This is a genomic window from Serratia sp. BIGb0163 (assembly GCF_024809935.1).
GTDB classification, from domain to species: Bacteria; Pseudomonadota; Gammaproteobacteria; order Enterobacterales; family Enterobacteriaceae; genus Serratia; species Serratia quinivorans.
The window spans coordinates 52,379-63,996 of the sequence record NZ_JANUDZ010000007.1; the positions used below are offsets into that span (position 1 = coordinate 52,379).

13 protein-coding genes are annotated in these 11,618 nt (G+C 50.1%); 12 read left to right on the forward strand and 1 reads right to left on the reverse strand.

Annotation, left to right across the window (positions count from 1 at the left end; genetic code table 11):
- The first annotated feature begins 202 nt into the window (after positions 1 to 202).
- Together M2406_RS20540 and M2406_RS20545 are read left to right on the forward strand one after the other, a co-directional pair.
- Positions 203 to 973: a helix-turn-helix domain-containing protein gene (locus tag M2406_RS20540; RefSeq protein ID WP_012147402.1), complete on the forward strand. Its 771-nt coding sequence runs from the start codon at positions 203 to 205 to the stop codon at positions 971 to 973.
- Positions 951 to 1,448 (forward strand): hypothetical protein, encoded by a 498-nt coding sequence (locus M2406_RS20545; protein ID WP_012147401.1) that lies wholly within the window; start codon positions 951 to 953, stop codon positions 1,446 to 1,448. Before M2406_RS20540 ends, M2406_RS20545 begins: the two co-directional genes overlap by 23 nt.
- Before the next feature lie 185 nt (positions 1,449 to 1,633).
- On the opposite strand, the gene M2406_RS20550 is transcribed toward M2406_RS20545, so the two are convergent.
- Complete coding sequence (locus tag M2406_RS20550; RefSeq protein WP_012147400.1) at positions 1,634 to 2,401, reverse strand: transcriptional regulator; 768 nt, start codon at positions 2,399 to 2,401, stop codon at positions 1,634 to 1,636.
- Between the two features lie 419 nt (positions 2,402 to 2,820).
- Between M2406_RS20550 and M2406_RS20555 the strand changes: the two genes are divergently transcribed.
- From M2406_RS20555 to M2406_RS20600, 10 genes are all read left to right on the forward strand, one after another.
- On the forward strand, positions 2,821 to 3,384 hold the full coding sequence (locus M2406_RS20555) for a fimbrial protein (RefSeq protein ID WP_012147399.1): 564 nt from the start codon (positions 2,821 to 2,823) through the stop codon (positions 3,382 to 3,384).
- A gap of 87 nt (positions 3,385 to 3,471) precedes the next feature.
- On the forward strand, positions 3,472 to 4,017 hold the full coding sequence (locus M2406_RS20560) for a fimbrial protein (protein WP_012147398.1): 546 nt from the start codon (positions 3,472 to 3,474) through the stop codon (positions 4,015 to 4,017).
- Positions 4,018 to 4,054: 37 nt separating this feature from the next.
- Positions 4,055 to 6,589, forward strand: a complete 2,535-nt coding sequence (locus tag M2406_RS20565; protein WP_012147397.1) for an outer membrane usher protein — start codon at positions 4,055 to 4,057, stop codon at positions 6,587 to 6,589.
- Positions 6,590 to 6,628: 39 nt separating this feature from the next.
- On the forward strand, positions 6,629 to 7,387 hold the full coding sequence (locus M2406_RS20570; RefSeq protein WP_115183560.1) for a fimbria/pilus periplasmic chaperone: 759 nt from the start codon (positions 6,629 to 6,631) through the stop codon (positions 7,385 to 7,387).
- A gap of 38 nt (positions 7,388 to 7,425) precedes the next feature.
- On the forward strand, positions 7,426 to 8,088 hold the full coding sequence (locus M2406_RS20575) for a fimbrial protein (protein ID WP_012147395.1): 663 nt from the start codon (positions 7,426 to 7,428) through the stop codon (positions 8,086 to 8,088).
- Positions 8,089 to 8,127: 39 nt separating this feature from the next.
- Complete coding sequence (locus M2406_RS20580; protein WP_259191212.1) at positions 8,128 to 8,937, forward strand: PapG chaperone-binding domain-containing protein; 810 nt, start codon at positions 8,128 to 8,130, stop codon at positions 8,935 to 8,937.
- A gap of 93 nt (positions 8,938 to 9,030) precedes the next feature.
- Positions 9,031 to 9,537 carry a fimbrial protein gene (locus M2406_RS20585; protein ID WP_259191213.1) on the forward strand — a complete coding sequence of 169 codons (507 nt, stop codon included), beginning with the start codon at positions 9,031 to 9,033 and terminating at the stop codon, positions 9,535 to 9,537.
- Complete coding sequence (locus M2406_RS20590; protein WP_012147392.1) at positions 9,534 to 10,025, forward strand: fimbrial protein; 492 nt, start codon at positions 9,534 to 9,536, stop codon at positions 10,023 to 10,025. Before M2406_RS20585 ends, M2406_RS20590 begins: the two co-directional genes overlap by 4 nt.
- Positions 10,026 to 10,033: 8 nt before the next feature.
- On the forward strand, positions 10,034 to 10,576 hold the full coding sequence (locus M2406_RS20595; protein WP_012147391.1) for a fimbrial protein: 543 nt from the start codon (positions 10,034 to 10,036) through the stop codon (positions 10,574 to 10,576).
- A 6-nt stretch (positions 10,577 to 10,582) separates the two neighbouring features.
- Positions 10,583 to 11,446 (forward strand): hypothetical protein, encoded by an 864-nt coding sequence (locus tag M2406_RS20600; protein WP_259191216.1) that lies wholly within the window; start codon positions 10,583 to 10,585, stop codon positions 11,444 to 11,446.
- Positions 11,447 to 11,618: the final 172 nt, after the last annotated feature.

The following is an 11,618-nucleotide window of genomic DNA, read 5'->3' on the forward strand; positions in this document are numbered from 1 at the left end:
ATGGTGTAGTGCTTGTTTGTCATCAGGCGATTTTCGAGGCGACTCAGGCGGAGCCATATTGTTTCATCAATATCCTTGGACACCCTTTATTCTTTTGTTGTAGTATTGTGATATAAGAATTTTCCTAGTTTATTTTTATCGGTGAAGCTAGGGCGATATTTTTATTTGTTTATCATTCTTTTGGTGGAATATAAGTAGATAAATGAAATTTATAATTAATAAAAGAATCATCTTTCATGAAGACAAATCTACGATAGAGTTACTGGATGATACTATCGAACCCGTTATGCTCACTGCTACCCTTTGCAGGGTCTTATCTTTGTTGGTTAAGAATAATGATTTGCTGCTGACACGGGAGTTCATTTTATCGAGTGCTTGGGATGAGTATGGCAAGTCGTCTACGCACAGTAACCTGAATAACTATATCTCAATGATCAGGAAGATATTCAACTCATTTGGGGAGAGTGACATTATTATCACTGTACCTCGGCAAGGGTTTATGTTTTCTGCCGGAGAGGTTAATACTGTTGATGGTGAAACCATACAGGGCTCAGTCAGCAGTGACTCGCTTGCTGCTGTGGTGGAAAGAAAGTGGCATTCTGCTCACCTCATTGCGCTTGCGTTAATGGCTGCAGCGATTGTGATGATTGCAGCTTATCCTTTGTTCAATAAATATAATTCTGCAAAAATGAGTGAAATTGGCCGGGTCGAAAACTGTAAGGTAGAGGTTTTGACTGCTGCTCATTACGTCAAACATGCTGATGATGAACTGGCAAAAGTAAAACCCCTGATCGAAAAGTTAAAATTTAACTGTGCTGTCCCAGCAACCATTTATTATTTTAATAGCAAAATGCTGGTTAGCCATACAGGCATGAATAATGCTGTATCTTTTCTGTCTTACTGCCCCACGTCAAGTGTAAGGGGAGTTGAAGCCCAATGTGAGAATGTTCATGAAATTGTCGATCAAAAATAACCATAAGAAATATATTTTTCTGGCGATTTCTTTCTTATCTGTACTGATAATTTTCGGAATGTCATTTTTGTTTTTTTCTTTACATTCTGTGCCTGCGTGTAAAGCCGTGGTGAAGGTTATCAGAACCTATGATGGAGAGAAAAAAGAAAGCGTTATACTGGTTAACCTGGTTCCTTCCGGGTTTCGTGAGATGACATTTGTCGTCAATGGTCAGGCTGCCAGCGTGCAGCAAAGCTATACGCTGTCACGGATGATCGAGGCCGATTACACCTATCAGAGCGGTTATTACTATTTTCGCGTTAAAGATATTAAAAAAATGCCTGCGGATAACATTGGTGAAGACGCGGTGAGCAAGACTCTCCCAATCGTCAACAGTCGGTATTTTTTCCTTAAGGTTGAGGCGCTTGGTGAAAATAGCTTTGTTTTCACCGGAAACCGCGCACCTGCGTTCGTTTGCACAGCCACAGAAAATTAATACCGTTGCCCATAATAGCATTGAACAATAAACCATGATGCTATTATGGGTTTAAACTTGGGGGTGTTATTTTACTATCCCGACCGTTTACCTGGTAGTAGAAGCGTTTTTCATACAAAAACATCAAGAGTATTTTATTTTTTTAAAGCACTTACCGATTCTTAAATGCAGTTAAACGTGGTTTTCTAACTTTTGATATAGCTAATCTCGCATGAGGTGGTGACATCTAATGGGCAGTAGGCGATCAATGAAGCATGGGAGGATACGCTCTTTTCCTTAATATTGAAGTAGTAGTAAACGTTAGCTTTATCCTCGCAGCTGTAACGATTGGAGATAACATGCTCAATCTCTTTTGGCTGCATGCCGTTGTACTTGATTGAGTAGATATCACAATTCTTGTATTGGCCCAGATTGGTAATGTTACTGATCGGAATCTGCTTGTAGGCCATGCTTAAAAAAAACGGTAGCAGCAATATAACTGTAATGACAGCCATTTTCTGTAATGCAGTTTTTTTTAGCCAGGAATAAGCTCGTCTTTGCCCCTCTTTAGGGCCATCAGGCCTAATACTCTCCTTTTTCTCTAGCTCAACCACGCTGTCTGTTTCTGACAGTATGGCATTGGCTTCCTGCCTGACAATCTTTTTTGCGATGAATTTAAATCCCTGCCTTGGGTAGGTGATTATAAGTTCTTCCTCATCAAACTTTGCTAATGACCTTCTCAAACCAGAGATATAATTGTTCAGGTTACTGTCTGTCGCTTTAAGTCCATAGTCCTCCCATACTTCATCAAGCAGTTGTTTGCGTTTAATGAGCATATCATTATTTCTTACGAAGATAGACAAAAGCCTACATGCAGGCTTGACTAGCAAGATTGTGTTACCTGGATCGTCAATGTTTTCCAGCGTTCCTTCATATTCATTGTATTTAATCGTCTTGTTTATAACGAAAATCATTTTAGCAAAACCTCATCTTGTCCTTGAGAGGACTGATTCTGCTATTCCCGATTCTTTTTTTCAATAACGCCACTGGGTTGGATGTAGGATTAATCTGCTTTTTTGTCACGTATTAATTAAAAATAGCTATATGAATATTTATGATCATGTCTATATACATAATTGATAAGTCATTTTTAGTATTAAACCATATATATATGCAATTTTTATTTATTAAATTCCGTAATTTTGTATATTAACACTATAATGTTCCAATATGATATTGGGTTAGGTACATTGTAGTGGCTGGCGATGAGCTGGCCGAAAATAGAGTTGATAGGATAAAGCTTAGGCATGATTGGGTTTTCTCTACTCTCTTCAACACATTTGAAAATTGACTATCAATGTCTTCTTCTTATAAAGGAATGTAAGGGCTTTTTATGAAACTGAATAAAATCATGATGGCGGCAGTACTGGCTTTTGGTGCAACTTCAATGATGGCGCAGGCTGCAGTTAAAAATCAGGGCAGCGGCACCGTAACTTTTAAAGGCGCAATTATCGATGCTCCTTGCTCTATTACCCCGGAAACTGAAGATCAGACCGTAAGCCTGGGGCAAATTTCTAACGTGGCACTGAAAGATGGCGGCCAATCTACGCCGAAAAACTTCCAGATCAAACTGGAAAACTGTGAATTAAGCGCTGGCTCAGGTACGCCGGTGGTGGGCAAAAACAATGCGGTATCCATTACCTTTAGCGGTGCATCCTCTGTTGATGACAATAACCTGCTGGGTATTACCGGCACAGCTAAAGGTGCAGGCATCGCTATTACCGACGGTTCTGGCAAGCTGATCGAGCTGGGTAAAGCATCAAGCGCGCAGACTCTGCAAAATGGCAACAACACCCTGAGCTTCGCCGCTTACCTGCAGGGCAGCAAAGCCTCTGGCGCAGTAGTGACTCCGGGCGAATTCCAGTCCGTGGCCGACTTCACCCTCGCTTACCAGTAAGCCTGGTTGTAGTGCAATGAATTCAGCATGCGGGGCAGCCCGCATGCTTTATTACCGGAAGACACGTTTTTGAATAGGGAATATTCAATGGTTCACTTTCGTGGGAAAGTAATGCCCCCTTGCATATTGACTCTGTTTTTATTTACCAGCAGTGCTCAGGCCGTACAGCAGACTCAGGGCTGGGGACGGGTCAATATGCAAGGGGCCATTATTGATACCGCCTGCGCTATTGCCGCTGGCAGTCGTGAACAGGTGATTGATATGGAGACGGTCCCGGTCGCCGATATTATTCGGGATGGACATGGGATGATCAAACCTTTCTCCATTGAGTTAATCAATTGCGTATTAACCCGGTCCAATAACAAATTACCGAATTGGAAACATTTTCAGGTGACCTTTGATGGTGAAACGGACGGCACATCATTTGGTGTGCAGGGTGAAGCAAAGGGCGTTGCGTTGCAAATTGCCGATGGACAGGGAAATATTGCCACACCAGGGAAGCCCTTGCCGCTCGGTGATATTTCATTAGGGAGCATGCAACTGAATTATGCCATGCGGCTGGTAAGCAATAGCCAGTCATTGCGGGCCGGAGTCTATTCTTCCGCTGTGCGTTTCAAACTGGATTATTACTGACGCGGATAAAAATTATTAAATAACAGGGTTGATGGCTATGGTGTTTATTCCTGCAAGGACGCGGTTTCGTATTCGGCTGTTGAGGGTCTGTATTTGTCTGGCGATGGGGTTTTCCGCGCAGCTGACTTATGCCGATGACGGTATTCAGTTTAATACCGACGTGCTGGATGTGAATGACCGGAAAAATATCGATCTGAGCCAGTTTTCCCGCAGTGGCTACATGATGCCGGGCCGTTATAGCCTGACGGTACATATTAATAAAAATGAGCTGCCGGAACAGAACATCTCTTTCTATCCGCCGGACGATGACCCGAAAGGCAGCCAAGCCTGTCTGTCACCTACCCTGGTGGATCAACTGGGGCTGAAGGGAGAGGCGCAGAAAGCGCTGACCTGGTGGCACCAGGACGAATGTCTGGATATCTCCAGTTTGAAGGGGATGGAAGCCCGTGGCGATCTGGCCACTGCGGCACTGTACCTGAGCATTCCCCAGGCTTATCTGGAGTACGCCTCGGCGGACTGGGACCCGCCTTCGCGTTGGGATGAAGGTATTCCCGGGCTGTTGTTTGACTACAACCTTAATGGCCAGACTCAGTACCAGCAGCGGGATGGTTCGCAGAGCCATAGCTTGAGCGGCAACGGCGTAGCCGGCGCCAACCTGGGTGCCTGGCGGCTGCGCGCCGACTGGCAGGGGCAGCTAAACCGCCAGACTGGTCGCGGGCAGGGTACCGACCAGCAGTTGGACTGGAGCCGCTATTACGCCTACCGGGCGCTGCCGGCACTGCGTTCGCGGCTGACGCTGGGGGAGGATTACCTCAACTCCGGCATGTTCGACAGCTTCCGCTTCAGCGGCGCTAGCCTGGTGTCGGACGACAACATGCTGCCGCCGAACCTGCGTGGCTATGCGCCGGAGGTTGCAGGTGTGGCGAAGACTAATGCCAAGGTGACCATCAGCCAGCAGGGCCGGGTAATTTACGAAACCCAGGTGGCAGCAGGACCGTTCCGCATTCAGGACATCAACGATGCGGTGTCCGGCGAACTGGAGGTGCGGGTGGAAGAACAGGACGGCAGCGTGCAGGCATTCAAGATGAACACCGCCAGCATTCCGTACCTGACCCGGCCGGGCTCAGTGCGCTACAAGTTTGCCGCAGGGCGTCCGTCGGACTGGCAGCATCATACTGACGGCCCGTTGTTCGGCACCGGAGAGTTTTCCTGGGGGGTGAGCAACGGGTGGTCACTGTACGGCGGTGTGCTGAGCGGTGGCGATTATAACGCGGCGTCGTTGGGTATCGGCCGCGACCTGATGGCGCTGGGAGCGTTGTCGTTTGACGCCACCCAGTCGCGGGCGCGTTTGCCGCAGCAGGACGGCACGCTGAGCGGCGGCTCATACCGCCTGAGCTATTCGAAGAGCTTTGACGAGTTGGACAGCCAGGTGACCTTCGCCGGTTACCGCTTCTCGGAACAAGACTTTATGAGCATGAGCGAGTACCTGGATGCACGCCATGAGGGCCGCCGGATGGGCAATAACAAGGAGATGTACACCATCACCTTTAGCAAGCAGTTCCGCGATGCCGGGGTCAGTTTATATCTGAACTACGACCACCAGACCTACTGGGACCGGCCGGTGAATGACCGCTATAACCTGATGATGTCGCGTTACTTCGACATCGGCCGGTTCAAGAACCTGAGCCTGTCGCTGTCCGGTTACCGTAACAAATACAACGGCAGCAACGACGACGGTATGTACCTGTCGTTGACGATGCCGTGGGGCAGCGGTGCCAACATCAGCTACAACACCGCGGTGAACCGTAACGACACCACTCATCGGGTGGGATATTACGACCGGGTTGACGAACACAACAACTACCAGCTGAGCGTGGGCAGTTCGCGCGGCGGCGCCAATCTGAGCGGTTATTACAACCACGAGGGTGATCTTGCTCAGATGAGCGCCAACGCCAGCTACCAGGAAGGCAGTTACAGTGCGCTGGGCTTCTCTGCTCAGGGCGGCGCGACGTTGACGACTCAAGGCGGCGCACTGCACCGCATCGGCATGCCGGGTGCGACTCGCCTGCTGCTGGACACCGGCGGCGTGGCCGGGGTGCCGGTGCGTGGCTACGGCAGCACCAGCGACACCAACAGGTTCGGCAAGGCGGTGGTGACGGACGTGAGCAACTACTACCGCAACCAGGCCAGCATTGATCTGAACAAGCTGGGCGATAACGCCGAGGCCACCAAATCGGTGGTGCAGGCCACCCTGACCGAGGGCGCGATCGGTTACCGCAAATTTGACGTGATCGCCGGGGAAAAGGCGATGGCGGTGATCACCCTGGCAGATGGCAGTACGCCGCCGTTCGGCGCCACGGTGCTGAACGCCAGCAAACAAGAAACAGGGATAGTGAACGACGGCGGTAGCGTTTATCTGAGCGGCATTCGGGCCGGTGACCGTATGACGGTGCACTGGAGCGGTGCGGCGCAGTGCGCCATCAACCTGCCGAAAGTGCTGCCGGAAAGTACGCTGAGCAACCTGCTGTTGCCGTGCCAGACGCTGCCGGCGGATGAGTCAGACGCAACCTAAGCGCAGACACCCTATTTGAATCAGCAAGAGAGATTTTTTATGAAAACGCATTTTGTCATCAACAAACAGTGCCTGACCACCGCCACCCTGCTGGGCGCATTGTTGGCCCCGCAGGCGCAGGCAGCGATAGCGCTGGACCGCACTCGGGTGATTTTTGACGGCGGCCAGAACTCGGTCAGCCTGAACATCAGCAACCAGAACAAACAGCTGCCGTACCTGGCGCAGGCTTGGCTGGAAGACGAGCAGGGCACCAAAATTCAGAGTCCGCTGGTGGTGCTGCCACCGGTACAGCGCGTTGAGCCGGGCAAGCCGAGCCAGGTGAAAATCCAGGCGCTGCCGGCGGCCAAACAGCTGCCGCAGGACCGCGAGACGCTGTACTACTTCAACCTGCGGGAAATCCCGCCGAAGAGCGACAAGCCGAACACCCTGCAGATAGCGTTGCAGACGCGCATCAAGCTGTTCTACCGCCCGGCGGCGATCGCACCGCAGCAGAACGCAGCGCCCTGGCAGGAGAAGCTGACGCTGAGCAAGCAGGGCGACAAGTACCAGGTAAATAACCCGACGCCGTATTACATCACGATAGTCGATGCCAGCAGCAAGAAAGGCGCGGAAGGGGTGAAGGGGTTTGAGCCGCTGATGGTGCCGCCAAAGGGCAATATATCGCTGGGCGTCAGCGCCACCGCGCTCGGTAGTAGCCCGGTGCTGACCTACATCAACGACTACGGCGGCCGTCCGCCGCTGACCTTTAACTGCAGCGGCGGCAGTTGTCAGGTGGTGCCGGAGAAAGACAAGTCATAAAGCCGTAAGTCAGGGGCAGGTGAACAGGAGGAAAGGCTATGCAACGAATAAGCAAAAAATGGAGTCAACACCTGCCGGGTTACCGCGACTGGCAGTACTACGGCACCCTGGGTGCATTGGCGCTGATGGCCCCGATCACACTTGGCACGCTGCTGCTGTTGCTGCCGAATGCTCACGGGCAGGCGGTGGATAATTGGTATACCGACGGCGCTAACGGCGTGCTGCAGGTACGCGGTGCATTGACCGAGAGCGCCTGTCGGCTGGAGATGAGCAGTGCGCGCCAGGATATTCAACTGGGCGAGACCGGCACCGGCCGGCTGCAAAACGTTGGTGACCGGGGCACGCCGGTGGGTTTTGAACTGCGTTTGCAGGATTGTCTGCGCAGCCCGGCGGGCAGCCGCGACAGCCGCACCGGTGCGCTGACCTGGGCGGCGCAGCAGCCGGCGGTGACGGTAAGCTTCAGCGCCCCGGCGGACGTTAACAATCCGCAACTGGTGAAGGTGCAGGGCGTCTCCGGGCTGGCATTGCGAATGACCGATCCGTTGGGGCAGGATGTGCGGCTGGGTAGCCGCGGACAACCGCTGCTGCTGACGCCGGGGCAGAACACGCTGGCGTACCATGTGGCGCCGGAACGCACCCGCACGCCGCTGGTGGCGGGCGCTTATTCGGCTTCGGTAGATTTTCGGTTGAGTTATGACTGATGGTGTTATGGCGATTTTATTTCAGGGAGGAATAGAGTGATGAACTACTACCTGTTGGTATTTTCTCTTGTTAGTGGCGTTACCTCTGCATCGCAATATCCGATTGTTACTTCGGTCCAAACGAAAATAATGTCATCAAAGACGGCCAACTATACAGGCACCTTTAGCGTAATGGATATTGGTGCGGCGGCTGATGTTCCGGTACCGGCGGGTTGGACGGTGGGTATAGCCCATCGTCACGACGCTTTTCCTGGCGGCATTGATGTGGTGAGAATGAAGGGGGCTTCCGATGCTTGCGATTCTTATGGATGCTCTATCATTGCACAAAGCAATATGACGTTGGGGCAAGCGGCAATGTCGGCATATCGAAAATGGGGAGTTAATAGCTTTTCGATAGATCATTCCGGGGAAGGAAATGGCGGGGAATGTATAGGTTTTTTAGCCTCGGCCACACCCAATAGTTCTCATTGGGGGGGGGCAATCATGCCGCCGGGAAGTTGCATTTACGCCCCTCCGGGCCAGGACTGGTGCAAAATCATTACGCCGGAGATAACCTTTAATCACGGCGTACTGAGCTTCAGTGATGCGGCGGGGCACAGTCGTTCAACGCAGGTAAGTATTAACTGCACCGTAGGCACCACCGTTAAACTTCGCCTGTTAAATAATGAATCCTTTATAGATCTGAAAAATGGTCTTCGAGGCGATATCTTTATAGAAGGGAAACCCCCGACCGTTAATCTAAAACTCCAGACTGGAAATAACACGGTCAATATGAGCGACAAACTGAGCGGTGAAATAAAACCAGGCTCATTCTATGGTGCTAGCGTGCTTGTTATAGAGCCGATTTGATGCCAGACAGGGAGCCACTTCATTAGGATAAATGAAAGGGTACTTCCGGATTAAGATAATGCATAAGTGCTGAAGGGTAGGGTGGAAAATAAAATGGATAAGATGAAATATTCTATTCTTGATTTTTGTATTATTTTAGCGGCCGTTTGCTTTTTCGCCGCGTTCAGTATGGGTAGCCGTGCTGCTACGCCCATCAATATTTCTGGCACTATTATGGCGCCACCGCCCTGCGTAATTAACGGCGAAAAAACCATTATGGTGGATTTTGGTGAAAATGTGGTGATTTCACGCATTGATGGCAGTAATTACCTGACAACCATCAAGTACACGCTCGAGTGCAAAGAGCAGACAAAAAATGCCATGAAGCTGATGATTGCCGGTACCGCAGCGGGATTTAACAGTGATCTTATACAGACTTTTCGAACAGATCTGGGAATTGCGCTGAAACAAAATGGCCAGCCGCTCCGGGTCAACCAGTGGATGAATTTTAATTACCCGGCACAACCCGTATTGCAGGCGGTACCGGTGAAAAAACCTGGCGCGGATCTGCCGACGGGCGGATTTTTCGCCGGAGCGACCTTAAAGGTGGACTATCAGTGAATAAAAAATACGCGATATTCGCCTTGCTGGCTGCCGTATCGACTTTATCGGTAACGCTGCCCATTCAGGCGATAGAGATACTTTTTAACGGTCGTTTAGTTCAGGCCCCAGCCTGTGAGATCAACGATGGCCGCGCGATTGACGTTAATTTTGGCGAGCGGGTGGGGGTCAGCAAGGTGGATGGCGTCAATTATTTGCAAACCATTGATTATCGGGTCACCTGCCAGCCGGGGGCGACCACCCTGGAGTTGGGCCTAAGCGTCGTTGGGCCGCCAACGGCTTTTGACGGTGCGGCATTGCAAACCAATGTGGCTGATTTGGGTATTCGGCTGCTGCAAAATGGGCAACCGTTGCAGGTGAATCATCGCATCGTTATCGATCCAAAGAACCCGCCGCACTTGCAGGCGGTGCCGGTAAAAAAGGCCGGCGTTGGGTTGCCGGAGGGCGTATTTGAAGTGACGGCAACGCTCTTGGCCGACTATCAATAGGAGGAGTCATGCGGATCATCAGAAACCTGTCCCCCAGCCTGCTGGCCGGCTGGATGATTGCTGTGAGCATACAGCTTGCTGCTGCGGCAAGTAATAACCTGAAACTGCACGGCGCCCTGGTGGCGGAGCCCTGCACGTTACAACCTGGGGATGAAAGTATCGAACTGGATTTTGGCACTCTGGTGGATAAATATTTATATAAAAATCAGCGAACGCACAGCAAGACTATTCAGTTACGGCTGGCGGATTGTGACACCAGCTTGGGCAAAACGGTGAAGGTCAGTTTCGGTGGTGCTGAAAGTGTGGCATTACCCGGCCTGTTGGCGCTGGACGTCGGCAGCCAGGCACAGGGCGTCGCTGTCGGTTTTGAAACGCCGCAGGGCCAACCGCTGCCGTTAAACCGCTGGAGTCAGGACAGCACATTGACCAGCGGCAATAATATTGTCGCCATGCAGGCCTATGTACAGGCCGAACCTGCCGCTATAGCCAATAAAACTCTTCAACTGGGGACATTTTCTGCAGTGGCGACTTTTGCATTGTACTATGAGTGAATTGATATGAGTAACAAGATAAGTGTTGGCAGTGGCTTACGGACTATATTGGGCTTTCTATTCGTGCTTTCTTTGATGCTTTTGTCAAAGAATTCTAAAGCATATCAAACCAATATTGAATGGGATTTACGGGGTGACGATTTATATTACGTAATTACCTCTGCGGACAGCCTAGGCGGTAATTCAAGATATTATAAATGTGGCAACAAATTCCAAAGTGGTAAGTGCTATGTATTTTTAACTTTAGACGCAGCTTTTGGGATTGAGAAATATACGCAATGGAAAGATTATCAATATGCTTTATGGGGTGATCAGACCGCCACATCGATTATCAAAGAGTGGAGCTATAATTCATTGCCGAGAAGCGGCGTTATTCGCAACTGGTTTGATCATGTTGCCAATGGGCGAAAATGTATATATTTATTCACCAGCAGTGATATTAATGGTGGCTTGAATATGTTCGGCAACTCTTGCAGCGGTAGTATAACACCGCCACCCATTGAGCCCCCTTTGCCGCCGTTGTCATGTGCGGTTAAAGGGAATATTGATTTGGCGCACGGCATATTAAATCAAGATAATGTCAATGGTAATACCAAGAGCGTTTACGCACAGGTTAGCTGCAATCGTGAGGTGACTGTAAAAATAACCGCATTGGCGAACGATGGCGGTGATGTCGTGACATTGCGCGCGGACGGCAGCCTGAAAACAAAACTGCAGGTGAATAATATTGCAGGCGCGACCGGGGCGACGGTACGGGTGCCGGGCAGCAATGGCACCTCAGTTATTTTTTCATCGACGTTAAGCAGTAATGGCAATGTGGCTGCCGGTGATTTCTCTGCTTCTGCCGTGGCGGTGGTAGCGATACTGTAATTTACCATTAATTTTTATATCTCAGGTTTTTTCAGCGTCGACGATGCAGGTAATGGATATTCAATTTTTTTAACTTTTATCAAAAATAAAATCATAGATTAACAATATTCTTTGGTTATACCGATGAAAACAATACGTGCAGTGAAAAATTATTTTCTGATTATTATTTCTG

What these genes read in the sequence shown, in the direction of transcription:
- M2406_RS20540 (WP_012147402.1), top strand. Translation starts at nt 203, where the DNA reads ATGAAATTTATAATTAATAAAAGAATCATCTTTCATGAAGACAAATCT.
- M2406_RS20545 (WP_012147401.1), top strand. Translation starts at nt 951, where the DNA reads ATGAAATTGTCGATCAAAAATAACCATAAGAAATATATTTTTCTGGCG.
- M2406_RS20550 (WP_012147400.1), bottom strand. Translation starts at nt 2,401, where the DNA reads ATGATTTTCGTTATAAACAAGACGATTAAATACAATGAATATGAAGGA.
- M2406_RS20555 (WP_012147399.1), top strand. Translation starts at nt 2,821, where the DNA reads ATGAAACTGAATAAAATCATGATGGCGGCAGTACTGGCTTTTGGTGCA.
- M2406_RS20560 (WP_012147398.1), top strand. Translation starts at nt 3,472, where the DNA reads ATGGTTCACTTTCGTGGGAAAGTAATGCCCCCTTGCATATTGACTCTG.
- M2406_RS20565 (WP_012147397.1), top strand. Translation starts at nt 4,055, where the DNA reads ATGGTGTTTATTCCTGCAAGGACGCGGTTTCGTATTCGGCTGTTGAGG.
- M2406_RS20570 (WP_115183560.1), top strand. Translation starts at nt 6,629, where the DNA reads ATGAAAACGCATTTTGTCATCAACAAACAGTGCCTGACCACCGCCACC.
- M2406_RS20575 (WP_012147395.1), top strand. Translation starts at nt 7,426, where the DNA reads ATGCAACGAATAAGCAAAAAATGGAGTCAACACCTGCCGGGTTACCGC.
- M2406_RS20580 (WP_259191212.1), top strand. Translation starts at nt 8,128, where the DNA reads ATGAACTACTACCTGTTGGTATTTTCTCTTGTTAGTGGCGTTACCTCT.
- M2406_RS20585 (WP_259191213.1), top strand. Translation starts at nt 9,031, where the DNA reads ATGGATAAGATGAAATATTCTATTCTTGATTTTTGTATTATTTTAGCG.
- M2406_RS20595 (WP_012147391.1), top strand. Translation starts at nt 10,034, where the DNA reads ATGCGGATCATCAGAAACCTGTCCCCCAGCCTGCTGGCCGGCTGGATG.
- M2406_RS20600 (WP_259191216.1), top strand. Translation starts at nt 10,583, where the DNA reads ATGAGTAACAAGATAAGTGTTGGCAGTGGCTTACGGACTATATTGGGC.